Genomic DNA, 26,142 nt, shown 5'->3' with positions numbered 1-26,142 from the left:
TCAGCGGTCGAACTTCTCCATGTTCTCCTGCACCCACCTGTAGTCCTCGGGGTGCTCGATCTTGTAGCGCTCGTAGCCATCCGCAATGTGCTGGATGCGGGCGTCGAGGGTGGAGCGGTCGAGTTTCTCACCGTAGTCCGCGCCCTTGGGATCTTCGACCGGCCAGCCCATCATGCGGGAGAGCATGGTTTTGCCGAGCGATGGCAGGGCGTGGGTGCCGTCCGCCCAGTACTGCGCGAAGTGGTCACTGTCCGGAGGCAGCGGTTCGCAGTTGAGCGGATGGAAATCATTGAAGTCCCACAGCTCGACCTGCGGGCCTCCGGGATGGGCGGCGGCTTCGTCGGCGAGCACCTTGGTGAAGGCATCGCGGTCGGTGCGGAAGCAGGGATCGGGATCGTGCTTCAGGCGGAAGCCGGTGAGATAGGCGGCGTGGTTCGGTGGGATGCAGAGGATGAGCCGGATGTTTTTCTCGCGGCAGAGCTTGAGGATGCCGTGGAGTGCATCGGTCTTCGCGGTCTTCACTTCCAGCGAGGCCTTGCGCTGGCGGGTGAAGATGTCCACCCAGCGGAACGACTCCTTCTCCAGCACCTGGCGCAGCGGGCGCTTGTCGAGCTGGCGGACCCACTGGCCTTCCGGCGAATAGGCGGCGAGGCGCGGTTTCTTGCCGAAGCGGTAGTTCATGCACTTCACTGTCTGGACGAAGGTGGAGACGCCGGAGATGTAGCGCAGCTCGCGTTCGACCTCGTCGTTGCTCTCGGCGAGCGGCGATTCATCGAAGCCGGAGCCGGCGGGGATCGTGATCGGATTGGTGACGTCGGCGAGGTCGATGCCGATGATGGCGAGATCGATCTTCTGGTGGCTCGCGGCGTAGGTGAGCATCGCGAGGTGCTCGTTGAGCGTGCCGCCGCGCAGCGCGAGGTTCGCGACCTTGCGGCCCTGCCATTGTGGCAGCGTGGGATCGAAGGCGATGTCCACGCGCGAGGAACCGAGCATGACCGTGTCCCATTTGCCGGAGCGGACCAGACCGGCCTTGCCGGAGCGCGGATACTTGTGGATCGGCTTGTATTCGGCGAAGCCGGGATCACTCCACGGCGCGGGGGTGAGCCACAGCGGGTTCACCCAGGTATTGAGGAAGCTGACCAGCAGCATCGCCACGGTGAACGGCACGGCCAGCCACAGGAAGTAGCGGCGGAACGCGCGTCCGGAAGATCGTTGGGAAGCAGCCACGGTCAGAATTGGAAGTAGATGAACTCGCTGATCTTGTCGAATTCGCGGGCGGTGAGGTAGAGCATCGCCAGCGTCAGGCAGGCGAAGAGCGGTGTGGGACGCCATTCCCACCAGCGGCGCTTGCCCGGCTTCGGATCGAAGTCGTCATAGCCGAGCGCGGGGCGGTAGCGGCGCAGGATCTGCTGGGTGTTCGGCAGGAAGAACACGGCGGCCAGCGCGACGAGGATCGGCTTCCACACACGCGATTCCTTCACCACCTGAAGGGCCAGCTCGGGCAGTCCCTTGAAACCATGCACCCCGATCATCGAGGACAGCATGGTGGTGGTCGCATGGATGGCTTTGGCGGTGCTGCCGTTCCTGCCGTGCTCATAGACGCCCGCCTTGAACGGTACCCACGCGAGCAGGACGGCGAGGAAGGTGAGCGCGATGGCCACCGGCTTCACCAGCGGCTTGATGCCGTGTTTTTTCCGGAAGGCGAACCACGCGTGGTTGATGCACAAATAGAGGCCGTGGAGCAGGCCCCAGAGCAGGAACGCGAAACCGGCACCGTGCCAGATGCCGCCGAGCACCATGGTGAGCAGCAGGTTGATGTAGCGGCGGACCTTGCCCTTGCGGTTGCCGCCGAGCGGGATGTAGAGGTAGTCGCGTAGGAAGCGGGACAGGGTCATGTGCCAGCGCCGCCAGAACTCGACCACGGAGTCCGCCTTGTAGGGCGAGTGGAAGTTGAGCGGGAAGCGGATGCCGAAAAGGCGGGCCGAACCGATGGCCATGTCCGAGTAACCGGAGAAGTCGAAATACAGGTGTAGCGCATAGGCGAGCGCGCCGGCCCAGGCTTCGCCGAAGGTCGGCGGACGTGCGCCATTCGCGGCGAGATCGAAGAAGCCTGTGGAGACGGTCGAGAGATTGTCGCCGACCACGACCTTCTTGAAGAGACCGATGGCGAGGATGGTAAGGCCCACCGAGAGATCCAGCGTGCGGCCGGAGGCCTTCTTCCGCGCGAACTGCGGCATCATCTCCTTGTGATGGACCAGCGGACCCGCGATGAGGTGCGGGAAGAAGGTCACGAACAGGAGGTAGTCGGTGAAGTGGTATTCCTCGGTCTCCCCGCGATAGGCGTCCACGAGGTAGGCGATCTGGAGGAAGGTGAAGAACGAGATCGCGAGAGGCAGCACGATGTGCGGCACATCCGCAGGCCAACCGGTGGCGGCTTTCGAGAGGCCCGCGAGGAATCCGGCATATTTGTAGTAGCCGAGCAGCCCGAGGTTCGCGACCACGCCGAGGGTGAGGATGCCTTTGCCCTTCGGCGTATGCTTGTGGCCGGACAGGTAGCGGCCGAAGAAGTAGTTGCCGATACAGCTTCCGAGGATCAGCACGATGTAGAACGGCGTCCATGGTTCGGACGGTTCCGGATTCCACCAGCCGTAGAAGGCCAGGCTCATCAGCACCAGCCAGCCGAAGGCGACCCGGAGCGGCGCGCGCTGCAACATCAGGAAACCGATCAGGGTGATCGGCAGGAACAGGAGCAGGTAGATGTAGGAATTGAAAAGCATCCTCGGGAAATCAGCGCTCGAGGTCGTTGGCGACCGGGGTCCAGCCGGCGGCGGGTTTCACCGGCCAACCGGGGTCGGCGGGCGTCCACACTTGCTGGCCGGGATGGTGGCCTAGCCACGCGCCCCACCAGGAGAACGAGCTGTTCGCGACAATGGCGTGGCGGCAGCAGGTCATGAGGTGCAGGTCCTCGATCTCATCCGCGCCCACGCGATCAAGGAAGCGCACGGAAGCGCCCTCGAACACGAGGTGTTCGCGGGCCCAGGCGAAGTCATCGCCGAAGACGAAGAAGGTGGCGTCCGGGAACAGGTCGATGCAGGCGGAAATACAGTCGTTGTAGTATTTCTCGTCCAGCCGCGGCGTGTAGCGCTCGCGGCGGATGTGGAGCATCACCGGAGTGGCGGCGGAGAGGATCAGGCGGCGTGCTTCCAGGGCGTTCTCCGAGGTGGGGACCGGCGGGGCGAGTTCCTTGCGCAGGCGGTCGGCGGCATGGGCGAAGTAGGTCTCGTCCTGCCAGTAGCCATTGAGATAGGTGGGCTTGTCCGGGGCCGGAGTGAGGCGGACGAAAGCCGCCGGAGTGATGCCCTCCTTCTCGGCCACATAGGAGCGTGACCCGGGCCTGGCCAGCTTCGAGAACGTGCGCGCCAGCTTGTGCGACCACGAACGGGTGTCACCGCCGAGGCAGAGTTTTTCGGAAGCTTCCGCCGCGATGATCGGGAAGCGGTTCAAGCGGTAGCTGCGGCCGTAGTCGTCGCGCTGGAAGCCGGTGCGGACATCGAGCTGGAGCTCGCGTCCCAGCCGCAGCGCCAGCGCGCGTCCGGCGGCGTAGCAGAACATCTGGTTGCCGAGGCCCCCCTTCACGAGGGAAACCACCGGCGCGGAACCGGGGGTGGCTTTCATTGCTGGGGATGCGGGCCTTCCTCTTCTTCGGCGGGTGCCTTCACGGTGCCCGCGCTGGCATACTTGCCGATGGTTTCCTCCACCCACTTGATCTCGTCCGGATTCGCGGCGCGGTATTTCCCATACTGCGCGTGGAGGTCTTTGAGACGGTCGGCGAGGTTGTTCGTGTCGATCTTCACGCCGTAGGTGGCTTCCTTCGGGTCGTCGATCGGCCAGTTGTTCATCCGCTTCAGCATCACGTGACCCAGCGTTTCGAGGGCGTGGGTGCCATCCGCCCAGTAGTGGAGGAATCCGGTCTTGGGATCGGCGGTGGAGAGCGGCTCGGCGTTGAGCGGGTGGAAGTCGTTGAAGTCCCACACGGTGATCGGAGGGGCATCCGGATGGGCGGCGTTCGCGTCGGCCGCCAGCTTCACCACCGTCTCGCGGTCCTTGGTGAAGGTAGGGTCGGCATCGTGGTCGATGTAGAACACCGAGAGATAGGCCGCATGGTTCGGCGGGATGAGGAGCTTCAGCTCCGCCTTGTGGGCGAGGCAGGTGTTGAGGATGCGGACGAGGGCGTCGCGCTTCTTGGCGAAGATCTCCAGCTTGGCCTTGCGCTGGCGGATCATGCGCACCGCGTGCGGGATCGAGTCGGTCTCGAGAATCGCGCGCATCGGGCGCACCGAACGGTGGCGCAGCCAGTGGCCGAGCGCGGTGTAGGGCGGCAGCTTGTCCGGGTCCTTCTTGCTGGCTGAGGCGGTCTTGAGCGTGCGGACGGAGGCGATGAACGACGAGACGCCGGTGACGTAGCGCATCTCGCGCTCGACCACGTCCCCCGCGGGATTGAGCGGGGATTCGTAGAAGCCGGCGTTGCGGGCCATGTCGGTCTCGGTGGTGAGGTCCGTGAGGTCCACGCCGAGGTAGATGGTCTTGAGTCCTTGCTGGTGATCGAAGAGGTAGTCGATGAACGCCGCCTGTTCGGCGAGCGAGCCACCGCTGAGGCCGAGGTTCACCACCTTGTGATCGCCCCACTGCGGCATTGCCGGATCGAGGGCGATGGCGACGCGTGAGGAACCGAGGAACACGGTGTCCCACTGCTTCGAGCGGGCGAGCCCGGCCTTGGCGGTGCGGAGGTTGCGGTAGATCTGGCGGTAGTCGGAGAACTTCGCGTCGTTCGTCCACGGCGCATGGGTCACCCACAGCGGGTTTACCCAGGTGTTCACGTAGCTGAAGATGGCCATGATGGCGACGAAGACGCCGACGAGCCAGAGGAAGAAACGCCGGTGCGCCCTGGCGGGACCGCCGAGGCCGGAGCGGAGATGGGTGGGAGAGGCCACGGCGATTAGAACTGGAAGTAGATGAACTCGCTGACCTTATCGAACTGGAACAGGGTCACGAGCAGGAGGATCAGCGTGAAGGCGAACCACGTGGGAGTCGGGCGCCACTGCCACCAGCGGCGTTTGCCCATGCGGTTGTCATCGAAGCTGCCGGCATCCAGCGCGGGCGAGTAGCGGCGCAGGAATTGCTGGGTGTTCGGCAGCAGCCAGCAGGCGAGGATGCACAGGCAGGCACGGAGCGCGTGGGAGTTCTTCGCCACATAGGCGCTCTTGTCCGGCCAGCCGCCGAAGCCGTTCAGGCCGAACATGGCGGAGAAGACGTTCTTGGTGACCTGGATCGCCTGGGTGGTGGAGCCGCTGGTGCCGTGCTCGAAGGCTCCGGCCCGGAACGGCACCCAGGCAATGAGGACGAGGATGAAGGTGATGGCGATGGCCAGTGGCTTCGGCAGCGCCTTGATGCCGTGTTTTTTGCGGAAGGCGAACCACGCGTGGTTCACGCACAGGTAGAGGCCGTGGAGCAGGCCCCAGAGGAGGAAGGCGAAACCGGCGCCGTGCCAGATGCCGCCGAGCACCATCGTCAGCAGCAGGTTGACATAGCGGCGGGCCTTGCCCTTCCGGTTGCCGCCGAGGGGGATGTAGAGGTAGTCGCGCAGGAAGCGGGACAGGGTCATGTGCCAGCGCCGCCAGAACTCGACCATCGAGTCCGCTTTGTAGGGCGAGTGGAAGTTGAGCGGGAAGCGGATGCCGAAGAGGCGGGCCGAGCCGATGGCCATGTCCGAGTAACCGGAGAAGTCGAAGTAGAGCTGGATCGCGTAGGTCAGCGCACCGGCCCAGCCTTCCAGGAAGGTCAGCGGGCGGTCACCGCGGGCGGCGAGGCCGAAGATCGCATTGGCGATGGATGCCGCGTTGTCCGCGATCACAACCTTCTTGAAGAGACCGAGGATCAGGTAGGTGAGGCCGACCGAAAGGCTGGTCCACAGCCGGTGGCGGCAGGTGCCCTTCGTGAACTGGGGCAGCATCTCCTTGTGGTGGACCAGCGGACCCGCGATGAGGTGCGGGAAGAAGGTCACGAACAGGAGATAGTCGGTGAAATGGTACTCCTCGGTCTCGCCGCGGTAGGCATCCACCAGGTAGGCGATCTGGAGGAAGGTGAAGAACGAGATCGCCAGCGGCAGCACGATGTGCGGCAGGTCGTGCGGAAAACCGGTGGCGGCCTGCGAGAGCCCGGCGAGGAAGCCCGCATACTTGTAGTATCCGAGGAATCCGAGGTTCGCGACCACCCCGAGGGTGAGGATTCCCTTCCCTTTGGCGGTGAGCTTGTGGCCGGACAGGTAGCGCCCGAAGAAGTAGTTGCCCACGCAGCTTCCCAGGATCAGCAGGACGTAGAATGGGGTCCAGGGCTTCGACGGGTCGGGATTCCACCAGCCGTAGAAGGCCAGGCTCATCAGCACCAGCCAGCCGAAAGCCACCCGCAGAGGTGCCCGCTGCAACAACAAATAGCCGATCAGGGTGATCGGCAGGAACAGGAGCAGATAGACGTAGGAATTGAAAATCATCGGGTCACGGTGCCGGCCGGCCGCTGCGTATCGCATGGTTGGGTCCGTCCGGTCAAGGCACGTGCCGGGGATTGACCGCACCCGCCCCGGGCGGGTTTAGTCGGCGCGCGCGGCCAAGGCGGCCGCCGGAATCCGCATGAGCCAGCCACGTGTCGCCATCCTCGGGAAATCCCGCAGCATTCTCACGTGGTTCGATGACACGCTGGACGGTTTCCGCCAGCAGGGCTGCGAGGTCGCGGCGGTTTCTTTTCAGGCCGATACTCCGGCCGAGCGGATTTCCCAGAAACGGGGAGAAGGCAAGGAATTGCACAATCCGGAGGTAGTGCGCCGCAGTGCCGCTGAACTGGCCGCATTTTCCCCGGATCTGGTGCTGGTACTGAACAAGGCCGGGGTGCCCGAACCGGCGGCCGAAGCTTGGAAAAAGGCGGTCCGCCCGGGCGTGCCGGTCGTCGGCTGGCTCTGCGATTGCATCAACCGCGTCCCCCAGCAGCAGATCCCGGCCTTCGACGGGGTCTACTATTTCGATAGCCATTGCATCCCGGTTCTGGAGCAGTTTTATGCCGCTCACGACCGCCCGGCGTGGCTGAAATACCTGCCGCTGGCGGTCAATCCGGCCCGCTATCCCTTCCGGAAACCGGCGAAAACGGTGCCAAAGCTGGTATTCGCCGGGAAATGCAGCCCGCACCGGCACAAGATTTTCGCTGAGATGCGGTCCGTGGGCATCGCTCTGGACCTCTACGGCCCCGGCTCCCGCAACTGGCTGAGGCCGTGGCGGAACCGCCGCCTTTCGTCCGAAACCATCGCGGAGCTCTACCGGGCCCACGTCGCGGTCCTGAACCTGCCCCAGCCCGGTAATACCGAGCGCGGCCTGAATCTCCGGGCCTTCGAGATTCCCGCCGCCGGGGGGATTGGCACCTATCCGGACGTGCCGGACCTGCCGCTGTGCTTCCTGCCGGGCAAGGAGATCATCGTTTACAAGAATGCCGCCGATCTGGCGGCCCGGCTCGCCGACCTCCGCGCCGATCCCGCGCTCGCCGCCGCCATCATCGAGGCCGGACACGCCCGTGTCCTCCGCGACCACACCTTTGCCAAACGCGCCGAGACCGTCCTTGCCGATTGGCTGCGTTGAGGCTCCACCGCCAGTTTTCCAATGACCGCAGATTTCGCAGATGACGCAGATTGAAGAAAATTCTGATTCTTAAAAATCAGCGCAATCAGCGTAATCTGTGGTTTCTATTCCGAAGTCCGAACGCCCCGCCCCGTTAGGAAGCCTGTTTCCAGTCCATGATCATCTCCCACAAGTACCGCTTCATTTTCGTCAAAACCGCCAAGACCGCCGGCACCAGCCTGGAGGTCTTCCTGGGCAAGCACTGTGGCGAGGACGACATCATCACCCCGACCTATCCGGAGGTGGAGGGGCACCGCCCGCGGAACTACGAGCAATCCTTCTGGCCGTTCCCGGAACTGTTCAGCTTCAACTATCCGCGGGACAACTCGATTTTCTGCGAGCGCCGGTTTTTCACCCCGGTCCGCACCTTCAAGGACTGCTACAAGCGCCGCCGCTACCATGAGCACATCCCGGCCCGCGTGCTGAAGCAGCGCGTCGATCCGGAGATCTGGAACTCCTACCACAAGTTCTCCTTCGAGCGGAACCCGTGGGAAAAGACTCTCTCGCACTACCACATGCAGCGCACCACCCGCGGCGGCACGATGACGCTCGAGGAGTACTTCGACCGCGGCGACTTTTGCATCAATTACCCCTTCTATACCGATCAAAAGGGCGACGTGATGGTCGACCAGATCATCAAGTATGAGAACATGAAGGAGGAGTTCGGCGCGTTCTGCGCCCGCTTCGGCATTCCGTGGGAAGGCTCGCTCGGCGTCCGCGCCAAGGCGGAATACCGCGAAGACCGCCGCCCTTACACCGAGGTAATCACCCCGGAACAGGCCGACCGCATCACGAAGATCTTCAAGCGCGAGATCGACATGCACGGGTATCAATACGGAGCCTAACAAGGAGCAGGGACATTCCTCGTTTTCAAAAGCTACCCAGCTTCGCTGGCAACTTGTAGGAGACGGGATGGGAATGTCCCTGCTCCTTGGCTACCGTTTCGGTTGAACCTTGGGTTGGCCGTCTGCAGCCAAGGCTTTGCGGAGGCCTTCGCGTTCGGTCGGAAGCGCGGTCTCGGCGGCTTTGAAAAGCTGTTCCACCTTCGCCAGATATGGCTCGGGTTGGGCGACATCGACGTGGATGCCGAGCGCCGGATCTTCCTGTGTGGTGCCTAGCATCAGGCCGGCATAGCGGCCACCTGCTGCGGGAGTGAAGTGGATCGGGTCCAGCCAGTTTTCCATCGGCGTCTTCCGATCGGCCGGGAATGGTTCCAGCGTGGCGGGGGAAGGGATATTCAGATCCCAAAGCTGGCAGGGATGTTCCGGGTTCGCCTTGTTCGCGTCCGCCACCAGCGCGGCGATGGCGCGGCGCTCGGCGAGGAAATAGGGATCGGGCGAGCCTTTCTCCTCCATCGCTTGGCAGAGCGTGAGGTGGTTCGGAGGGATGGCGAGAATTGCATCGACGCCATCCTTGGCGCAGGCATCGAGCATCGCGCGGACCACGGCGACCTTGTCCTGCTGGATGCCGAGCTTCCGCTGCTGCACCTCCGCGAGTTGCACGGCCCACGGTAGATAAAACTTTTCCATCGTCTCGAAGTAATCGAGACGCGGGGGCTTCTTCACATGCAAGCCCAGCGGGGTGTAGCGCGGGGCCTTGTGTTTGGCGGCGAAGTGCAGCGTGACCACGGACGAATCCATCGCCCGCTGGCTGAAGACGTACTTCAGATCCCGTTCCAGCGGATCGCTCTGGGCCAGCGGGGAGAAATCGAAATCACTCTCGATCGGCAGCTTGCCGGGGCGGGTGAGGTCGCCCGCATCCAGGAACAGCAGCGCGCGCTTCGGCGACTGGTATTTGAGCGCGTGATCGACCATCGCCCGTGTCTCGAACAGGTCGCCGCCGGGCATGCCGAGATTGACCGCAGGCTTTCCTCCGAACGCGGGCATCGAGGGATCAATGCCGGTATTGGGGCGCGAGCTGCCGATGACGAGAATATCCCAAGGGCCGCGCATGGCGAGGCCTGCCTTGCAGGTGCGGATCTCCGCATCGATCTCCCGGTAGCGGTCGAGGGATTTGACCTCGGTTTTCTCCGGAAGGACGCGCCACGGATTGACGGCGACGTTGGTGACTCCGGTGGCCACGAGACCGAGGGTCCCGAGGCCGAGCAGCCACTTCAGATGCCGTTTGGCGTGACGCGTCATAGGAGGAGATGGGATCAGCGCACGCGCTCAAGGAGCCAGGGCAGCAGCGCGTCCACGGCGATGCGTTCCTGCTCCATCGAGTCGCGGTGGCGGACGGTGACGGTGCCTTTCAACTCGTCGCCGTTTTCGCCGAGGGTGTCGAAGTCCACGGTGATGCAGAAGGGCGTGCCGGACTCGTCCTGACGGCGGTAGCGTTTGCCGACGGAGCCCCCATCGTCGTAGAAGACGGTCATCCACGGCTGGAGCTTCGCCTGGATCTCGCGGCAGATGCGGACCTGCTCCTCGTTCTTCTTCAGCAGCGGGAAGATGCCGACCTTGATCGGGGCCATGCGCGGGACGAAGCGCAGTACCGAGCGGATCTCGGCCTTGCCCTTTTCATCGGTGACTTCCTCTTCATCGAAGGCTTCGCAAATGAGCGCCAGCACGGTGCGGTCGCAACCGGCGGACGGCTCGACCACGTGCGGCAGGAACTTCTCCTTCGTCTCTTCATCGAAGTAGAGCAGCGGCTTGCCTGAATGCTGCTGGTGAACGCCGAGGTCGTAGTCGGTGCGGTAGGCCACGCCTTCCAGCTCCTGCACGCCGAAGGGGAACTCGTATTCGATGTCGTAGGTCTTTTGCGAGTAGAAGGCGCGCTCGCCATCCGGGATGTCGAGGATGTGCAGCTTCTCGCGCGGGATGCCGATTTCGCCGTAGAACTTGAGGCGGGCTTCCAGCCATTCGTCGGTCAGGCGCAGGCCGTCGTCGGGGCGGCAGAAATACTCGATCTCCATCTGCTCGAATTCACGCGAGCGGAAGGTGAAGTTGCGCGGGTTGATCTCATTGCGGAACGACTTGCCGATCTGCGCGATGCCGAAGGGCAGTTTCACGCGGTTCGAATCGAGCACGTTCTTGTACTGTACGAAGATCGACTGCGCCGTTTCCGGGCGGAGGTAGGCGATCGCGTTCGGATCGTTGTCATCCGCGGACGCGCCCATCTTCGTCTGGAACATCAGGTTGAACTGGCGCGGCTCGGTGAGCAGGGAGCCGTTCTCCGGATTGAAGGAGGTCGTGCCGGTAAGCTCCTCGCGGCGCTCTTCGACAAGTTCCAGCTCCTTCGGGGACACCTTCTTGTCCGGCATCAGGTCGCCGTAGAACTTGCGGGCGGTCTTGTGGGATTCGATCGGGTCCTTGCCCGGGGCGACGAGCACGGCGAACTGGCGCTCCACGCTCCAGCCGGAGGCCGGGAGCTTCGCGCCGGAGAACCACACGGCGGTGCCGTCCTGGGCGGGCACCTGGTCGGCGCGCAGGCGGGCTTTGGAAAGGAGGCAGTCCGACATCGGGTCCGAGAAACCGCCGACGTGGCCGGAGGCGACGAGCACCTGCTGCATGGTCAGGATCGCGCCGTCCATGCCGAGCACGTCATCGCGCTCCTGGACGGTTTTGCGCCACCAGTAGTCCTTGAGGTTGCGCTTCAGCTCGGCACCCAGCGGACCGTAGTCCCAGCAACCGTTGAGACCGCCGTAGAGCTCGCCTGCTTGGAAAATGAAGCCGCGGCGTTTGCACAGGGAGACGATTTTCTCCATGCGGGCGGGGTCGGTATTGTCCTTGTTGGCCATGGTGCTGGGGATTGGGGCGGGGATGGAACCAGCCCGGGCCGCCAGGGGCAAGGCGGGATTCTGGTGATGAAAATGGGCCGGGGAAGGTGGCCCGGGGCCCGGGGCGCCGGATTCAGGCCTTCTTTAACGGTTTTTTAACGCCTCCGGTCCGGCCTTTGACTCCCCGATTCCGGGAACCGTGGGACCATGATCCCAACCTCCAATCAAGGCCATGACCGACCTCATTTACATCGCCATCACCGTCGGGTTCTTCGCCCTGGCGGTGGGATACGCCCGCTTCTGCGATCACCTCTGAATCCTCCCGCCATGGAACTCATCCTCATCGGCGTCATCGCCCTCGCCCTCATCGCCTACCTGCTGGTGGCGATGCTCTATCCGGAACGCTTCTAACCCCCTCCTCTCATGCAAACCGCCGACTGGCTGCAATTCGGGCTCTTCGTGGGCATCCTCGCCCTCATCACCAAGCCGATGGGCATCTACCTGTGCAAGGTGCTGGATCCCGCTGGAAAAACATTTCTCGACCCGGTCATCCGCCCCTTCGAGCGCCTGACCTATCGTCTCATGGGGGTGGATCAGAACAAGGAGCACGGCTGGAAGGGCTACACCTTCGCCATGCTCCTTTTCAGCCTCGTGGGCATGCTCTTCACGTACTTGATCCTGCGGTTCCAGGATCACCTGCCGTTGAACCCGCAGGGTCTCCCAGGCCTGAGCCACGCGCTGGCCTTCAACACCGCCGCGAGCTTCACCACCAATACCAACTGGCAGAGCTATGGCGGTGAGGGGACGATGTCCTACTTCTCGCAGATGGTCGCGCTGACGATCCACAATTTCACCTCGGCGGCGGTGGGCATTGCGATCGCCGCGGCGCTCGTCCGCGGGATTGCGCGGCACTCGGCGCAGACCCTGGGGAATTTCTGGGTCGATCTGGTCCGCAGCACCTACTACCTGCTTCTCCCGCTGTGCCTGGTGTTCGCGGTCTTCCTTGTCTCGCAGGGAATGATCCAGAACTTCAAGCCCTCCGACAAAGCGACGCTGGTCGAGGCACAGATCGTGGACGTTGCCAAAACCGATGACGCCGGCCAGCCGGTGGTCGATGCCGAGGGCAAGCCGGTGACGGAAAAGCAGACTGTCACGGAGCAAACCATCATCCAGGGACCGATGGCCTCGCAGGCCGCGATCAAGATGCTCGGCACCAACGGTGGCGGCTACACCAACGCGAATTCCGCGCAGCCGTTCGAGAATCCGACGCCCCTTTCGAACTTCGTGCAGATGCTCTCGATCTTCGCGATCGGCAGCGGCCTGACCTGGTATCTCGGCAAGACGACCCGCAACCAGGCCCACGGCTGGTCCGTGTGGGCCGCGATGATGATCCTCTTCACCGCGGGCACGCTCGCCTGCTGGTGGGCCGAGGCGAAGGGCAATCCGATCCACCAGGCGATCGGTCTCGTCGCTTCGGACGGAAACATGGAGGGCAAGGAGGTGCGCTTCGGCATCTTCAACTCCTCGCTGTTCGCCACCATCACCACTTCGGCATCCTGCGGCGCGGTCAACTCGATGCATGATTCCTTCACCGCCATCGGCGGACTGGTGCCGTTGTTCATGATGGAACTCGGCGAGGTGGTCATCGGCGGCGTTGGCGCGGGTCTCTATGGCATGCTCGTCTTCGTCGTGCTGGCGGTGTTCATCGCCGGTCTGATGGTCGGACGCACGCCGGAATACCTCGGCAAGAAGATCCAGGCCTTCGATGTGAAGATGGCGATGCTCGCGCTGCTGGTGCTCACGGCCTCCATCCTCGGCTTCACCGCCTGGGCCGCGGTCTCGCCGTGGGGACAGGCCGGGTTGAACAACGCCGGGCCGCACGGTTTCAGCGAAATCCTCTACGCCTACAGTTCCACCACCGCCAACAACGGCAGCGCCTTTGCCGGCCTCACCGCGACGCCCACCAATGGCGATCCGCACTACAACATCACCCTCGGCCTCGCCACTCTCATCGGGCGGTTCCTCATGATCATCCCGATCATGGCCTTGGCCGGATCGCTGGTGAAAAAGAAGATTTCTCCTCCGAGCGCGGGCACCTTCCCGGTCGCCGGCACGACCTTCACCGTGCTGCTCATCGGCACCGTGCTGCTCATCGGCGCGCTGAACTTCCTGCCAGCCCTCGCGCTGGGTCCCATCGTCGAGCACTTCCTGATGTTCAAGGGCAACTTGTTCTAACTTTTCCGACTTCCTGTCATGTCTCACCAAGCTCCATCTTTGTTCGACCGCACAATCCTCGTGCCTGCCATCGGCGATGCTTTCAAGAAGCTCGACCCGCGGCTCATGGTCAAGAATCCGGTGATGTTCGTCACCCAGATCGGCGCGGTGCTCACCACCGTGGCGATCTTCACCTCCAGCACGGATCGCGGATTCATTCTCCAGCTCGCGGTCTGGCTGTGGTTCACCGTCCTGTTCGCGAACTTCGCCGAAGCCATTGCGGAAGGCCGCGGCAAGGCCCAGGCGGACAGCCTGCGCAAGGCCCGCAAGGATACCGTCGCCCGCCGTTTGAAAAACGGTCGTGAGGAACAGGTGCCCGCGCCGGTGCTGGAAAAGGGCGACCTCGTCGTCTGCGAAACCAATGACGTGATCCCCGCCGATGGCGAGGTGGTCGAAGGCATCGCCAGCGTGGACGAAGCCGCCATCACCGGTGAGTCCGCCCCCGTCATCCGCGAAAGCGGTGGAGACCGCAGCGCCGTCACCGGCGGCACACGGGTGATCAGCGACCGCATCGTCATCCGCATCACTTCGGAAAAGGGCAACACCTTCCTCGACCGCATGATCGCGATGGTGGAAGGTGCGAAGCGCCAGAAGACACCGAATGAGATCGCGCTGACGATCCTGCTTTCCGCGATGACGCTGATCTTCCTGCTGGTCTGCATCACGCTGAAGCCCTTCGGCACCTACGCGGGCATGGAGTTCACCATTCCGGTGCTGGTCGCGCTGCTGGTGTGCCTTATTCCCACCACCATCGGCGGTCTGCTCAGTGCCATCGGCATCAGCGGCATCGACCGCCTGATCCGCCGCAACGTGATGGCCACCAGCGGACGCGCGGTGGAGGCCGCCGGCGACATCGACGTGCTGTTGCTCGACAAGACGGGCACCATCACCATCGGCAACCGCATGGCCTCGGACTTCGTCCCGGCTCCCGGCGTGACCGAGCAGACATTGGCGGATACCGCCCAGCTTGCCTCGCTGGCGGATGAAACGCCGGAAGGCCGCAGCATCGTCGTGCTGGCGAAGGAGAAGTTCAACATCCGCGGCCGCGATCTCCAGCACCCGCACGCCACCTTCGTACCCTTCACCGCGCAGACCCGCATGAGCGGCGTGGATCTGGATGGACGCAGCATCCGCAAGGGCGCGGCGGAGTCCGTGAAGCAGTGGGTGGAGCAGCAGGGTGGCGTCTATCCCGTGGATGTCGAGAAGGCCGTTGAAGCCGCATCCCGCGCCGGACGCACTCCGCTCGTCGTGGCGGAAGGTCCGAAGGTGCTCGGCGTGGTCGAGCTGAAGGACATCGTCAAAGGCGGCATCAAGGAACGCTTCGCCCAGCTTCGCAAGATGGGCATCCGCACCGTGATGATCACCGGTGACAATCCGATGACCGCCGCCGCCATCGCCGCCGAGGCAGGCGTGGACGACTTCATGGCGCAGGCCACCCCGGAGGACAAGCTGAAGCGCATCCGTTCCGAGCAGGCCGCCGGCCATCTCGTCGCCATGACCGGTGACGGCACCAATGACGCTCCCGCTCTGGCCCAGGCCGATGTCGGCGTGGCCATGAACACCGGCACCCAGGCCGCGCGCGAGGCCGGCAACATGGTGGACCTGGACAGCAATCCGACCAAGCTCATCGAGATCGTGGAGATCGGCAAACAACTCCTCATGACCCGTGGTTCGCTGACCACCTTCTCCATCGCCAATGACGTCGCGAAATACTTCGCCATCATTCCCGCGATGCTGATGGTTACCTTCCCCGCGATCTCGCCGCTCAATATCATGGGCCTGGTTTCGCCGCAGAGCGCCATTCTCAGCGCCGTGATCTTCAACGCGCTCGTCATCATCGCCCTCATCCCGCTCGCGCTGAAAGGTGTCCCATACAAGCCGATGGGCGCGGTGTTGGTCCTGCGCCGCAACCTTCTCATCTACGGTCTCGGCGGCCTGGTGGTGCCTTTCATCGGCATCAAGGCCATCGACCTCATCATCACCACCCTTCATTTCGCCTGAACCATGAAAGCGTTTCTCTCGGAACTCCGCGGAGCCATCGTCTCCACCGCCGTCCTCGCCGTCGTCTGTTGCGGACTCTACCCCGCTGCTGTGACCGGCATCTCCCGCCTGTGCTTCAAGTCGAAGGTGGACGGCAGCCTCATCACGGACAAGAATGGCGTGATTCGCGGCTCCTCGCTGCTCGGCCAGAATTTCAGCGGGGAGAAGTATTTCCAGCCGCGTCCGTCCTCCGCGGGCGCCAATGGCTACGATGCCTCGTCGTCCAGCGGCAGCAACCTCGGCCCGACCTCGCAAAAGCTTGCCGACGCGATCAAGGAACGCGTGGCGGCTTACCGCACCACCAACGGCCTGGCCGCCGACCAGGCGGTGCCCGCAGATGCGGTCACCGCCTCCGGCAGCGGCCTTGATCCCCACATCAGCCCGGCCAATGCCGCGCTCCAGATCGCCCGTGTCGCGAAGGCCCGCAACCTGCCCGCCGACAAGGTGCGGGAATTGGTGGCGGCGAACACCGATTCGGAGGATCTTGGTCTGCTGGGGGACCCCGGCGTGAACGTGTTGAAGCTGAATCTGGCTCTCGACAGCCTCTAACCCCGAATCGCCATGAGCTCGCATCGTCTCAAGATCATCACCATTCTCGTCACGCTGGCCGCGCTCCTGGTGATCTCCATCGTCCGCTACGGGAAGATCCTCGACGAGCGAGCACTGGAGATCCCGGACGAGAAGGCCGCGGGGATGGAGCTGCTGACCCGGAAGTTGTCCGGACCGGGCTACTTCCAGGATGTCACGAAGAACCCGGGCGCTGTCACAGGCGATGAAGGGCCGTGGATCACACCGGACGAAGCCCGTTCCCAGTTCGACCGGGTGGTGAACGAGCGGAAGTTCGGTGGCGATCAGTCGGACCAGGTCAGGAAGCTCATCGAGAAGCTGACCGAGCCCCATCCCTCCCGTCTGGTGGGCAGCGACCGGATTAATCTGAACAAACTCAATCTGGCAGTCGACCAGATCGGGAAGTGACGCGGGCCTCGTCCTTGGAAAAGGCCCATTTGCCGGCCCATCCGGGCCTGCACCCTCATGAATACCTCTAACACCCTTTTTGCGATCCCCACCTACCGGTTGCGGGATGTCTCCGAGACCGTCGAAATCTACGACGAACACTTCTGGAGAAACGGGCATTCGGCCCCGATCATGGTTTTCGATGATTCCAGCATCGCCAACCACCAGAAGTATTTCCACGAGTTGGAAAAGACCCGGACCCACAACGAGTTGATCTACGTGGGCCCCCACGAAAAGGAACGGTTCATCCAGTTCCTCAACCGCAAGCTCCGGGACAAGAAGCTGGAATCGCTGGTGCGGAACCTCTTCCGCCCCAGCTACGGCGGGAATCGTAATTTCACGCTGATGTACACCCTCGGCAGCTTTCTCGTCAGCGCGGACGACGACATGCGGCCGGATGCGTTCTTCGAGACCGCGCCCGAGACGCTGCGCGATCACGAGGTCTGCCGCGGGAAACTGTGCCGCGTGAACGAAGGCGGCTACATCTGCAAGTCCTTCGACATTCTCTCCGCCTTCAAGGACGTGCTCGGCAAGAGGGTTTCGCAGATGCCGCCGCACTACGAGAAGGGCGGAATGCTCATCGACACGGCGATGGATCTGGAGACGAACACCTCCACCTCGTTCGTGCGGGACAACTCCCTGCTCCTGGAGGACGGGAAGCTGCCGAAGGACTGCGTGGTCAAGATCGCCCAGACCTACCGCACCGGCACCAACGACATCGATGCGCTCGACTACGTCCACATGTTCCTCGGCAATCCGGACCAGGTGGACATCGACGCCCTGAACGATGTCTACGTGCTCTCGAATTTCCGCCCCGTGGTGACCAAGAAGAACTGGCGGATCGACTGCGGGGTGGCCGGTTACGACAACCGCCTGGGGCTCCCGCCGTTCTTCCCGACGCGGCTGCGTTTTGAGGACTACATCTACCGCCTGTGGGTGATGCAGCCCGGGATCGCGGCCGCCCATGTCGATGCGGTCCAGCGGCACACCAAGAACAACTACATGCGCAATCCGCTGGCGATGGAGGTCTTCAACGAGGAGCTGTGCAGCCTGCTCAAGCGCAAGATCAAGGACAGCGTTTACGAACGCCACGACCTCGGCATCCGCTTCCGCTACAATGGCGAGGTGACCCTGGAGGATTCGGAGGAGATTCTTGGCAAGATCCGGGCCGTGCACCAGCAGGTGCTCCAGACCGCGGAGGGGACCCCGGACGGCGAGCGCCGCAACTCGCTGCTCGTTTTCGCCGAGAACCTCGCCAAGGTGTTCTACGGATTCGAGCCGGACTTTTTCCAACAGAACGTCAGCCGTATCGTGGACGATGTCATCAGCCAGATCCACGCCTCGCTTGAACTCTGGCCAACCCTTGTGGAAATCTGTTATTACGAAAAAGACAAACGGCAGCTGCCGCAACTGCGGGTGAAGAACCGCAAGGCCCGCACTCCTGCCGTCATCGGCGCCCACTTGTGAAAGAAGAATGAAGGACGAGCCACGACCCGATCCGGATGCCCTGCTCGCGCAGGTCCAGCGCGAGGAAAACCAGGGCAAGCGTGGCCGCTTGTTTCTTTTTCTCGGCATGTGCCCTGGCGTGGGGAAGACCTACGCCATGCTGCTCGCCGCCCGGCAGCGGAAGAAGGAGGGGCTGAACGTGCTCGTCGGCGTGGTGGAAACCCACGGCCGGGTGGAAACGGAAGCCCTTCTCGAGGGGATGGAAGTGCTGCCTCGCAGGAAGCTCTCCCACGGCGGCCATGTGTTGGAGGAGTTCGATCTCGATACCGCGCTGGCACGCCGTCCGGACCTGCTGTTGGTGGATGAACTGGCGCATACCAACGCGCCGGGAACCCGCCATCGCAAGCGCTACCAGGATGTCATCGAGCTGTTGGACGCGGGCATCGATGTCTGCACCACCGTCAACGTCCAGCACATCGAGAGCCAGGTGGACATCGTCCGCCAGATCACCGGTGTGGCGGTGATGGAGACGGTGCCGGATTCCATGCTCGATCGCGCGCATGAGATCCAGCTCGTGGACCTCAGCGTGGAGAAGCTGATGCAGCGCCTCGCGGAGGGGAAGGTGTATCTTGGCGAGCGCGCCCAGGCCGCCGCCGATGGATTTTTCCGCGAGGGCAATCTCACCGCCCTGCGCGAGCTGGCGCTGCGTTTCACTGCGGAACGGGTGGACCGCGATCTGGAGGACATCCGCCGTGCCCGCCGGGTAAACAGTCCGTGGAAGACCAATGCCCGGCTGCTGGTCGGTGTCGGCCCCACGCCTTATTCGGAAAGCCTGATCCGCTGGACGCGCCGGGCTTCCGGACGTCTCGGTTGCCCATGGCTGGCGGTGTGGGTGGAGCGCACGCAACCGCTGACTCCCCAGCAACAGGATCTGCTGGCCCGTGGTCTCGGTCTTGCGAGAAAGCTCGGCGGCGAAGTCGTGCATGCCACCGGTCATGATGTGGCGGAGACGCTTCTCCAGGTGGCGCGCGAGCGCAATGTCTCCCAGATCATCGTTGGAAAGCCGGACAAGCGGTCACGATGGAAGTCATCGCTTGCCGACCAGCTCATTGCGGGCAGCGGTGATATCGATGTCTGCGTGGTGCGGCCCTTGATCGGTCGTCCGCCCGCCACTTCACAGGAAAAGGTCAAGCCGGTGCCCACCCATGCCGCTGTCGAATACGGCAAGGTGTTTCTGGGCACGGCGGTTCTCACCGCGATTTGCTGGGGGCTGCGCTCGATCGGCGGCTATACCATGCCCGCGATGGTCTTCCTCTTCGGCATCGTGCTCGCGGCGCTGAAGTTCTCGCGTGGCGCGGTGTTGATGATGGCCACGCTGTGCGCGCTGGCATGGAACTACTTTTTCATTCCGCCGCGGTTCACGCTCCAGATCCAGAAGCCCGAGGACGTGGTGATGCTGGTATTGTTCTTCGTCGTGGCTCTCGCGATGGGGCATCTCACCGCACGTCTCAGGAAACGCGAGGTGGCGGAGCGGAGGCGGCAGATGGAGACGGACGCGCTGCTGCGGGTGACCCAGAGTGCGGCCCTCGCTCCGGAAACCGGCAAGGGACTTGCCGAGGCGCTGCGCATCATCGATTCCGTGCTTGATGCGGACACGGCGCTGGTCGTGCGCCGCCTGGACCACACGCTGCCATCGGAGGTTCATCCGGCGAGCACCTTCATTCCGGAGGAGCAGGAGTTCGGTGTGGCGGCGTGGGCTTATGGCAACAAGCAGACCGCCGGCCGCTTCACCGATACGCTGCCGCAATCGCAGGCCACGTGGTTCCCGCTCCAGACGGCGACCTCCACCATGGGGGTGCTGGGTGTCCGGACCGAGGGTGGGGGACTTGATTTCGTGCGGCGGCAAGCCATCGAGGCCTTCGCGCTTCAGCTCGCGCTGGTTCTGGAAAAGGAGCACTTCATCCAAGCGGTGAACCAAGCCGAACTGATCGAGAAATCGGAACGCCTGCGCCGTACTTTGCTCGATAGCGTCTCGCACGAGTTGAAGACGCCGCTCGCCGTGATCCGCGCCGCCGTCGATGGCATGGGTGGTCCTGCGAGCGATCCGTATGTTTCGGAGATTGATACCGCCACCAGGCGTCTCCAGCGGCTGGTCGACGGTCTGCTGCAAATGACCCGCCTCGAGTCCCAGATCGTGGAACCCCAGCTCGAATGGACGGACGTGACCGAGATCGTGGATGAAGCGACCTTTGCGGTCGGCGACATCCTGAGGACGCATCCCGTGGAGCTGCATCTGCCGGAGGAGTTTCCCTTCGTGAAGACCGATCACGCGCTGGTGGTGCAGGCCTTGGCGAACATCCTCCACAACGCCGCAGTCTATACCCCGGTAGGGACGATCATCGAGATCTCTGCACGTCATGCCGAAGGGAAATTTCACTTGGCCGTGAGGGATCATGGCAAGGGTTTGCCGGTCGGTGAGGAATCGAGGGTATTCGGGAAATTCTATCGCGCGCCCGGATCACCGGCGGGAGGCACGGGCCTCGGGCTCTCGATCGCGCGGGGCTTCATCCGCGCGCTTGGCGGCGACATCACGGCGTGGAATCATCCGTCCGGCGGCGCGGTCTTCGAGATCGCGATGACAGCCGAATTCATGGACCCACGGAGCAAGGATCTTCCTATGCTTGTTTCTGAAATAGCGGCGCGGCAGGATTGACCAGGGATCGGACGGATTCATGACTGTGTCTCTTGGAAATCAATCCGTGGTTCCTCTTCGCCCGCTTTTCGCATGACCGCTCTCATCATCGATGATGAAATCCAGATCCGCCGTTTGCTGCGCCTGGCCTTGGAATCGCGCGGCTATGCGGTGAAGGAAGCGGAGAACGGAAGACTCGGTTTGCAGGAGGCGGTCTTTGTCCGGCCGGATGTGGTGCTGCTCGATCTCGGCCTGCCGGATATGGATGGGCTTGAGGTCTTGAAAGAGCTGCGCGGCTGGAGTGATGTGCCGGTGTTGATCCTGTCCGTCCGCGATCAGGAGGATACCAAGGTTGCCGCGCTCGAACACGGTGCCGACGACTACGTCACCAAGCCCTTCGGTACCGCGGAACTGCTCGCGCGCCTCACCGTGATCCAGCGCCGCCGCCAATCCACCGAATCGCCGGAGATTGTCGTGGGCCCGCTGGTGTTGCATCAGGATCGACATGAAGCGGAGCTTTCAGGTGAGCCGATGAAGCTCACACCCACCGAGTTCGCATTCCTCCGCGTGCTCGCCCGGCATGCGGGAAAGATCGTCACCCAGCGCCAGATCCTCCGTGAAGTATGGGGCCCGCAGGGCGACGGCCAATCACACTACCTGCGCGTTTACACCAACCACCTCCGCAAGAAACTCGGCGACAAGCTGGTCATCCGCAATGAACCGGGGATTGGATACCGGTTGCTGGAGGCATGAGCTTGGCGCGGGCTATTTCAAAGGCAGCCCGAGTTCCTGAACCAGTCGCTCGAGAGAGTCGTAGTCAGGAGCATCGGAGAAACGACCGCCGGTTGAGCGGAGCCCTCTGCAATGGAAACAGATGGTGCAGTGCGCTGCGATGCCTCCATCCGCCCGGTAAAACACAAGCCCGTGACGGGGTTCGAAGCACATCGCCTCGGGGCCGTGATGTTTGAAGTCGATCGTCGCATCCAGCAGACGAGCCGTTTGTTGTGCGGACAAAGTCACTCCGGTGACAGGGGATCGACTGGGGTTGAGCCGTCCGTCCATGAGAATGCCGTGGTTCGGATTCGGGTATTTTTCGTCCAGATTGATCGCGTATGCGACCACACGTTCACAGCCGGAGATGCCTGCGTTTTCCAAGCGGGTTTTTACCGGCAGAACCTCGGGTGCCGGAGTGCAGCCGAATGCGAATATAGCGAGAGCCACGCAGCAGAGGGTTGGGATTCGGAAACGGAAGGCCTCTGTCACGAATCCCATGAGAGCAAAACGCGTCTCTTGTCGGAAGAGGAATCCAGAACGTCGGGAATACCGGTTGCTGGAATCCGCTTGATCGGCATGCTTCCGTTCATGGAACCGAAGCGTTGTTTGTGGGTGCCCTTGGACAAGCCGCTCTATGTCGAATACCACGACACCGAGTGGGGAGTGCCCTGCCACGATGAACGCACGCTTTTCGAAATGATCTGCCTGGAAGGCGCGCAGGCCGGACTCTCATGGTGGACGGTGCTCCAGAAGCGCGAGCACTACCGCAAGGTGTTCCACCAGTTCGACATCGCGAAGGTCGCGAAGATGACCGATGCCGCGCTGGAGAAACTGTTGCTCGATCCCGGCATCATCCGCCATCGCGGCAAGATTGAAGGCTTCCGCCAGAACGCACGTGCATGGATCGCCTTGCGGGAGAAAGAAGGCGATGTCGTGAAGTGGCTGTGGAGTTTTGTTGGTGGGAAGCCACAGGACCACAAGACGCGCTCACAGGAAAATCCAAACACCACCTCGCTGGAGTCGGATGCCTTGAGCAAGGCGCTGCGGAAAGCCGGATTCAATTTCGTTGGCTCGACCACCATGTATGCCTTCATGCAGGCGGTGGGGATGGTGAACGATCACGCCGCCAACTGTCTCTGCCGGAAAAGGAGTTGAGGCTTTAGCCGAGGAGGGTCTCTCGGGAGGCGGAGGCTGGTGAGCGGGATGCGTCTCACGGCTTCTCTCCCTTTTGCGATTTTTGCGCCTTCTTGCGGCTAAAAATCTCCAGAAACTCCGCCTCCCTCTGAAGACCCTCTTCGGCCAAAGCCTCAACTCCTACTCCCCATGCAGCGTGAAGACCACGCGGGGCAGCATCGCCTTCGCAAGATCTTCAGTGGTGCCTTGGGGCTCCCGCGTCCATTCGCGCGCGGCACCGCAGATCGCCCAGCTCGCCATGGTGGCGCGGAGCTGGGTGTCCGCGTTCGCGCCCTGCTCGCGCAGCGGACCCTTGAGCAGGAAATCCCGGACCATCGCCTTGATCCGCGTTTCCATGATCGGATCGAACTGGCGCTGGTGCTTCTGGCAGCCCGCCGACACCCGTGCGAAGAAATCGCACACCGCGAGGATGAGCTGGCGGATGCCTTCCTGGCAGTTGCTGGCGTTGGCCAGGCGGGAATCCAGCATCTCCTGGAAATCGTCGCCGATCTTCGCCTCCAGCAGGGCGAACTTGTCGGTGAAGTGGCCGTAGAAGGTCGCTCGATGAAGGGTGGAGCGCTTGGTGATGTCCGCCACCGTGATCGCCTCAAATCCCTTCTCAGCAAGGAGTTCCATGAAGGCTGCGTACAGCATCTGCCGGGTCCGCTTCACGCGGGGATCCTGTTCGGCAGGGCTGATCATGAGCGGAAACTAGCCCGCCCCTGAAAAAATCCGAGCGAAATTTAACGACACTTGTTGACAAGACGACATGTGTCGCTGATCTCTCGGTGGCGGTCGCGCCGATCGCCACGACAGTCAGAGTTCCATTCTAACCAACGAAAAACGACCATGAGTGCAGCCAAAGACCTTACCAAGGAAGCCCCACGCAGCCCGCGCACCCGCCTCGGCGGCTACGTGATCCTCGCCCGCGCCATCGACAAGGGCCGAGCCTCCATCGCCGGCACCGTCGGCGAATACCACTTCGCCTGTCCGCTCGACATGATGCTCTTCGACTTCAAGGGCGTGAATCCGGACGAAGTGAAGAAGCTCCTCGAATCCGGTGCCAGCGATCAGGAGATCACCGCCTGGATCGAGGCCAATGGCCAGGCCAGGTCCGCCGAAGAGGTGAAGGGCTGGTCCGATGGCATCGAAGCCTTCCGTCCCTATGACAATCCGGAGAAGAAGGATTGGTTTGTCGGCGTCTGCGCCGAGGTCGGGATCGATCCGGCTCAGAGCACGCTCTTCGATTACCTCGATACCGACGACAAGCTGAGCTACGCGGCGGCTTGATGGATTTGAAAGACGTTCGTGGCCGCGTTGGCGCAACAGCGTGGCCACGGTCGTCTTACGCCGGTTTCGGGACTGCGAAGAATTCAAGGAAACCGCAGCCTGCACAGCGCCAAGCATGCACGGGGATGCCTCCCATGGGAGAGGCTTTCACGCCCCCGAAAAAGCCCTTCGTCACTTCGCCGTAAAACCATTTAGTTTCGAGGGCGGCGGCTCCGTAGCTAAAATCGGGGATGAAGCCAATTTGCATGACATCGCTGCACTTCGGGCACAGGCGGATCGTCTCGCTCATGGTGGAGCAAAGACCGGTCCCGGCTCTCCAAACAAGAGCGTGGATTCGAACCGCTCTTCGTTCGTAGTTCCTCCTCCAGGAGGGTGGGGTGATGCCATTTGGCTTTCGCGGCCGCAAGACTCGTTCGCAATCCTCATGGCGGAGCCTGCAGGTCTGGCGGCCGAGTGCGGCAATGACATTTCAGACACCCTCCTGAAGGAGGAACTACGAACGCAGAAAGACTACTGCACCGGCGCGAACAACCGCGCCGCACGGCACGCGGCACGGAACCAGAACGAGCGCTTGGTGAAATCGCTCACCCTCGCCTCGCGGGTTCCCTCGAAGTCCTTTTCCAACATCGCCCTTACCTCGGCGACGAACGTCGGATCGGGTGACAGCGCGCTGATCTCGAAGTTCAGCCGGAACGAGCGGTTGTCGAGATTGGCCGTGCCCACGCAGGCCAGCCGGTCGTCGATAAGCATCACTTTCTGGTGCAGGAAGCCCTTCTGGTAGCGGTGGATTTTCACCCCGTAGGGCAGGGTGCTTTCGAGGAAGGAAAAGGAGGACAGCCACACCAGCAGATGGTCGGGCTTTTCCGGGATCAGGATGCGGACATCCACACCGCGGATCGCAGCGGCCTGCAGGGCGGTGAGCACGCCGCCGTCCGGCACGAAATAGGGTGAGGCGATCCACAACCGCACCCGTGCGGTATTCGCGGCTTCGGCGACAACCAGTTGCCAGGAATCCGCCGGATCGGCTGGACCGGTGGGGATCACCGCCGCCTGGGCCGTGCCGGCATCGGGGTCTGGGTCCCAGTAGAGCTCCGGCATTTTACTGCAAGCCCAGTACCAATCCTCCAGAAAGACGAGCTGGATCGCCTGCACCGTGGGGCCGGCGATCTTGAGGTGGGTGTCCCGCCAGGCGCCGAAGTGCTTGTCACGGCCCAGGTATTCATCGCCGACGTTGAGGCCGCCGAGAAAGGCCTCCTTTCCATCCACGACCACGATCTTGCGGTGGTTGCGGAAATTGATCTGGAAGCGCGACCACCAGTGGCGGTTGGTGCCGAAGTAGTGGCACTCCACACCCGCCGCGCGCAGGTCGCAGAGGTAGCGGCGCGAGAGCTTGTGGGAGCCCATTTCGTCGAAGAGGAAATAGACCCTCACTCCGGCCTTCGCGCGTTCGATGAGTGCGTCCTTGAAGCGCGTGCCGATGCGGTCGTTCTTCACGATGAAGAAATTCACCAGCAGGTAGCGCTCGGCCTTCGCGATGGATTCGAAAAGCGCCTCGAAGGTCTCGTCGCCATTGATCAGCAGGTGCAACCGGTTGCCGCGCGTGAAGGGCAGCCCGCCGAGGATTTCCGCCCCGCGGGCAAACCCATCCTCCGCGGGAAGTTCGTAGGTCCGCAGGCGCTTGTGCATGTCCTCCGCCAGCTTGTAGAGATCGGCGTCTTCGCCGCGGCGCGCGCGCACGTAGCCCTCGAAGCGGTTGCGTCCGGCGATCCAATAGATCGGGATCGCCACGTAGGGAAAGGTGATCAGGCAGACGATCCACGCGATGGTACCCTGGGCCGTGCGGACGTGCATCAGCGCGTGGATCACATGCAGCAGGCCGAGGATTTCGAGGAAAACCACCCCTGTGATCGCCAGTGACGTTTTCCAATCCACGAACCATTCGGCGACCACCATGCGGCACTCTAGCAGATCCCGGCCGGACGGCAAAAGCGTACGTGGTTTCGCCTCTA

General features: G+C 62.9%; 23 protein-coding genes. 12 read left to right on the top strand and 11 right to left on the bottom strand.

The features are described 5' to 3' along the window. The 5 genes from KBB96_RS14370 to KBB96_RS14350 are packed head-to-tail and all read right to left on the bottom strand — an operon-like array spanning position 1 to position 6,583. Positions 1 to 1,227 (bottom strand): hypothetical protein, encoded by a 1,227-nt coding sequence (locus KBB96_RS14370; RefSeq protein ID WP_211630137.1) that lies wholly within the window; start codon positions 1,225 to 1,227, stop codon positions 1 to 3. Between the two features lie 2 nt (positions 1,228 to 1,229). Then, positions 1,230 to 2,777 (bottom strand): MBOAT family O-acyltransferase, encoded by a 1,548-nt coding sequence (locus tag KBB96_RS14365; protein ID WP_211630136.1) that lies wholly within the window; start codon positions 2,775 to 2,777, stop codon positions 1,230 to 1,232. Between the two features lie 10 nt (positions 2,778 to 2,787). Further along, positions 2,788 to 3,675, bottom strand: a complete 888-nt coding sequence (locus KBB96_RS14360) for an alpha-1,2-fucosyltransferase (RefSeq protein WP_211630135.1) — start codon at positions 3,673 to 3,675, stop codon at positions 2,788 to 2,790. Beyond that, positions 3,672 to 4,991: a hypothetical protein gene (locus tag KBB96_RS14355; protein WP_211630134.1), complete on the bottom strand. Its 1,320-nt coding sequence runs from the start codon at positions 4,989 to 4,991 to the stop codon at positions 3,672 to 3,674. Before KBB96_RS14355 ends, KBB96_RS14360 begins: the two co-directional genes overlap by 4 nt. A gap of 5 nt (positions 4,992 to 4,996) precedes the next feature. Continuing rightward, positions 4,997 to 6,583, bottom strand: a complete 1,587-nt coding sequence (locus KBB96_RS14350; RefSeq protein WP_211630133.1) for an MBOAT family O-acyltransferase — start codon at positions 6,581 to 6,583, stop codon at positions 4,997 to 4,999. A gap of 100 nt (positions 6,584 to 6,683) precedes the next feature. On the opposite strand from KBB96_RS14350, the gene KBB96_RS14345 reads away from it, so the two are divergent. Next, positions 6,684 to 7,676: a glycosyltransferase family protein gene (locus KBB96_RS14345; protein ID WP_211630132.1), complete on the top strand. Its 993-nt coding sequence runs from the start codon at positions 6,684 to 6,686 to the stop codon at positions 7,674 to 7,676. A gap of 155 nt (positions 7,677 to 7,831) precedes the next feature. Next, positions 7,832 to 8,560 carry a hypothetical protein gene (locus KBB96_RS14340; protein ID WP_211630131.1) on the top strand — a complete coding sequence of 243 codons (729 nt, stop codon included), beginning with the start codon at positions 7,832 to 7,834 and terminating at the stop codon, positions 8,558 to 8,560. A 90-nt stretch (positions 8,561 to 8,650) separates the two neighbouring features. Here KBB96_RS14340 and KBB96_RS14335 read toward each other — a convergent pair whose 3' ends face one another. Further along, positions 8,651 to 9,856: a hypothetical protein gene (locus KBB96_RS14335; RefSeq protein WP_211630130.1), complete on the bottom strand. Its 1,206-nt coding sequence runs from the start codon at positions 9,854 to 9,856 to the stop codon at positions 8,651 to 8,653. A gap of 14 nt (positions 9,857 to 9,870) precedes the next feature. Further along, entirely contained in the window at positions 9,871 to 11,451 is a 1,581-nt protein-coding gene (locus KBB96_RS14330) for a glycine--tRNA ligase (protein ID WP_211630129.1), read from the bottom strand. Between the two features lie 186 nt (positions 11,452 to 11,637). Here KBB96_RS14330 and KBB96_RS14325 point away from each other — a divergent pair, with 186 nt between their 5' ends. The 8 genes from KBB96_RS14325 (at position 11,638) to KBB96_RS14290 (ending at position 21,649) form a co-directional block, all read left to right on the top strand. Then, entirely contained in the window at positions 11,638 to 11,841 is a 204-nt protein-coding gene (locus KBB96_RS14325; protein ID WP_211630128.1) for a potassium-transporting ATPase subunit F, read from the top strand. A 12-nt stretch (positions 11,842 to 11,853) separates the two neighbouring features. Continuing rightward, positions 11,854 to 13,665: a potassium-transporting ATPase subunit KdpA gene (kdpA, locus tag KBB96_RS14320; protein WP_211630127.1), complete on the top strand. Its 1,812-nt coding sequence runs from the start codon at positions 11,854 to 11,856 to the stop codon at positions 13,663 to 13,665. 18 nt (positions 13,666 to 13,683) lie between these two features. Then, on the top strand, positions 13,684 to 15,705 hold the full coding sequence (gene kdpB / locus KBB96_RS14315) for a potassium-transporting ATPase subunit KdpB (protein WP_211630126.1): 2,022 nt from the start codon (positions 13,684 to 13,686) through the stop codon (positions 15,703 to 15,705). Between the two features lie 3 nt (positions 15,706 to 15,708). After that, on the top strand, positions 15,709 to 16,293 hold the full coding sequence (kdpC, locus tag KBB96_RS14310) for a K(+)-transporting ATPase subunit C (RefSeq protein ID WP_211630125.1): 585 nt from the start codon (positions 15,709 to 15,711) through the stop codon (positions 16,291 to 16,293). 12 nt (positions 16,294 to 16,305) lie between these two features. Beyond that, entirely contained in the window at positions 16,306 to 16,719 is a 414-nt protein-coding gene (locus KBB96_RS14305) for a potassium-transporting ATPase subunit C (RefSeq protein ID WP_211630124.1), read from the top strand. 57 nt (positions 16,720 to 16,776) lie between these two features. After that, on the top strand, positions 16,777 to 18,225 hold the full coding sequence (locus tag KBB96_RS14300; protein ID WP_211630123.1) for a hypothetical protein: 1,449 nt from the start codon (positions 16,777 to 16,779) through the stop codon (positions 18,223 to 18,225). A 7-nt stretch (positions 18,226 to 18,232) separates the two neighbouring features. Then, positions 18,233 to 20,917 carry a sensor histidine kinase gene (locus KBB96_RS14295; RefSeq protein WP_211630122.1) on the top strand — a complete coding sequence of 895 codons (2,685 nt, stop codon included), beginning with the start codon at positions 18,233 to 18,235 and terminating at the stop codon, positions 20,915 to 20,917. Between the two features lie 72 nt (positions 20,918 to 20,989). After that, the gene (locus KBB96_RS14290; RefSeq protein ID WP_211630121.1) at positions 20,990 to 21,649 is read left to right on the top strand and encodes a response regulator; all 660 of its coding nucleotides are present in this window, start codon (positions 20,990 to 20,992) and stop codon (positions 21,647 to 21,649) included. A gap of 12 nt (positions 21,650 to 21,661) precedes the next feature. Here the strand turns inward: KBB96_RS14290 and KBB96_RS14285 are convergent, their stop codons facing one another. After that, complete coding sequence (locus KBB96_RS14285; protein WP_211630120.1) at positions 21,662 to 22,117, bottom strand: hypothetical protein; 456 nt, start codon at positions 22,115 to 22,117, stop codon at positions 21,662 to 21,664. A 141-nt stretch (positions 22,118 to 22,258) separates the two neighbouring features. Between KBB96_RS14285 and KBB96_RS14280 the strand changes: the two genes are divergently transcribed. Continuing rightward, positions 22,259 to 22,825: a DNA-3-methyladenine glycosylase I gene (locus tag KBB96_RS14280; RefSeq protein ID WP_211630119.1), complete on the top strand. Its 567-nt coding sequence runs from the start codon at positions 22,259 to 22,261 to the stop codon at positions 22,823 to 22,825. Between the two features lie 159 nt (positions 22,826 to 22,984). Here the strand turns inward: KBB96_RS14280 and KBB96_RS14275 are convergent, their stop codons facing one another. Next, the gene (locus KBB96_RS14275) at positions 22,985 to 23,479 is read right to left on the bottom strand and encodes a TetR/AcrR family transcriptional regulator (RefSeq protein WP_211630118.1); all 495 of its coding nucleotides are present in this window, start codon (positions 23,477 to 23,479) and stop codon (positions 22,985 to 22,987) included. 213 nt (positions 23,480 to 23,692) lie between these two features. Here KBB96_RS14275 and KBB96_RS14270 point away from each other — a divergent pair, with 213 nt between their 5' ends. Beyond that, positions 23,693 to 24,133 (top strand): DUF5069 domain-containing protein, encoded by a 441-nt coding sequence (locus tag KBB96_RS14270; RefSeq protein ID WP_211630117.1) that lies wholly within the window; start codon positions 23,693 to 23,695, stop codon positions 24,131 to 24,133. Positions 24,134 to 24,188: 55 nt separating this feature from the next. Here KBB96_RS14270 and KBB96_RS14265 read toward each other — a convergent pair whose 3' ends face one another. Continuing rightward, positions 24,189 to 24,422 (bottom strand): hypothetical protein, encoded by a 234-nt coding sequence (locus tag KBB96_RS14265; RefSeq protein ID WP_211630116.1) that lies wholly within the window; start codon positions 24,420 to 24,422, stop codon positions 24,189 to 24,191. 221 nt (positions 24,423 to 24,643) lie between these two features. Next, complete coding sequence (cls, locus tag KBB96_RS14260; protein ID WP_211630115.1) at positions 24,644 to 26,086, bottom strand: cardiolipin synthase; 1,443 nt, start codon at positions 26,084 to 26,086, stop codon at positions 24,644 to 24,646. Between the last annotated feature and the right edge of the window lie 56 nt (positions 26,087 to 26,142).

The sequence above is a fragment of the Luteolibacter ambystomatis genome (genome assembly GCF_018137965.1).
Classification (GTDB): Bacteria; Verrucomicrobiota; Verrucomicrobiia; order Verrucomicrobiales; family Akkermansiaceae; genus Luteolibacter; species Luteolibacter ambystomatis.
This window is presented reverse-complemented; position numbering and strand designations above follow the sequence as displayed.

What these genes read in the sequence shown, in the direction of transcription:
- kdpC (WP_211630125.1), top strand. Translation starts at nt 15,709, where the DNA reads ATGAAAGCGTTTCTCTCGGAACTCCGCGGAGCCATCGTCTCCACCGCC.
- KBB96_RS14305 (WP_211630124.1), top strand. Translation starts at nt 16,306, where the DNA reads ATGAGCTCGCATCGTCTCAAGATCATCACCATTCTCGTCACGCTGGCC.
- KBB96_RS14290 (WP_211630121.1), top strand. Translation starts at nt 20,990, where the DNA reads ATGACCGCTCTCATCATCGATGATGAAATCCAGATCCGCCGTTTGCTG.
- KBB96_RS14295 (WP_211630122.1), top strand. Translation starts at nt 18,233, where the DNA reads ATGAAGGACGAGCCACGACCCGATCCGGATGCCCTGCTCGCGCAGGTC.
- KBB96_RS14280 (WP_211630119.1), top strand. Translation starts at nt 22,259, where the DNA reads ATGGAACCGAAGCGTTGTTTGTGGGTGCCCTTGGACAAGCCGCTCTAT.
- KBB96_RS14340 (WP_211630131.1), top strand. Translation starts at nt 7,832, where the DNA reads ATGATCATCTCCCACAAGTACCGCTTCATTTTCGTCAAAACCGCCAAG.
- kdpA (WP_211630127.1), top strand. Translation starts at nt 11,854, where the DNA reads ATGCAAACCGCCGACTGGCTGCAATTCGGGCTCTTCGTGGGCATCCTC.
- KBB96_RS14365 (WP_211630136.1), bottom strand. Translation starts at nt 2,777, where the DNA reads ATGCTTTTCAATTCCTACATCTACCTGCTCCTGTTCCTGCCGATCACC.
- cls (WP_211630115.1), bottom strand. Translation starts at nt 26,086, where the DNA reads ATGGTGGTCGCCGAATGGTTCGTGGATTGGAAAACGTCACTGGCGATC.
- KBB96_RS14265 (WP_211630116.1), bottom strand. Translation starts at nt 24,422, where the DNA reads ATGAGCGAGACGATCCGCCTGTGCCCGAAGTGCAGCGATGTCATGCAA.
- KBB96_RS14335 (WP_211630130.1), bottom strand. Translation starts at nt 9,856, where the DNA reads ATGACGCGTCACGCCAAACGGCATCTGAAGTGGCTGCTCGGCCTCGGG.
- KBB96_RS14325 (WP_211630128.1), top strand. Translation starts at nt 11,638, where the DNA reads ATGATCCCAACCTCCAATCAAGGCCATGACCGACCTCATTTACATCGC.
- KBB96_RS14275 (WP_211630118.1), bottom strand. Translation starts at nt 23,479, where the DNA reads ATGGAACTCCTTGCTGAGAAGGGATTTGAGGCGATCACGGTGGCGGAC.
- kdpB (WP_211630126.1), top strand. Translation starts at nt 13,684, where the DNA reads ATGTCTCACCAAGCTCCATCTTTGTTCGACCGCACAATCCTCGTGCCT.
- KBB96_RS14330 (WP_211630129.1), bottom strand. Translation starts at nt 11,451, where the DNA reads ATGGCCAACAAGGACAATACCGACCCCGCCCGCATGGAGAAAATCGTC.
- KBB96_RS14270 (WP_211630117.1), top strand. Translation starts at nt 23,693, where the DNA reads ATGAGTGCAGCCAAAGACCTTACCAAGGAAGCCCCACGCAGCCCGCGC.
- KBB96_RS14350 (WP_211630133.1), bottom strand. Translation starts at nt 6,583, where the DNA reads ATGCGATACGCAGCGGCCGGCCGGCACCGTGACCCGATGATTTTCAAT.
- KBB96_RS14360 (WP_211630135.1), bottom strand. Translation starts at nt 3,675, where the DNA reads ATGAAAGCCACCCCCGGTTCCGCGCCGGTGGTTTCCCTCGTGAAGGGG.
- KBB96_RS14300 (WP_211630123.1), top strand. Translation starts at nt 16,777, where the DNA reads ATGAATACCTCTAACACCCTTTTTGCGATCCCCACCTACCGGTTGCGG.
- KBB96_RS14345 (WP_211630132.1), top strand. Translation starts at nt 6,684, where the DNA reads ATGAGCCAGCCACGTGTCGCCATCCTCGGGAAATCCCGCAGCATTCTC.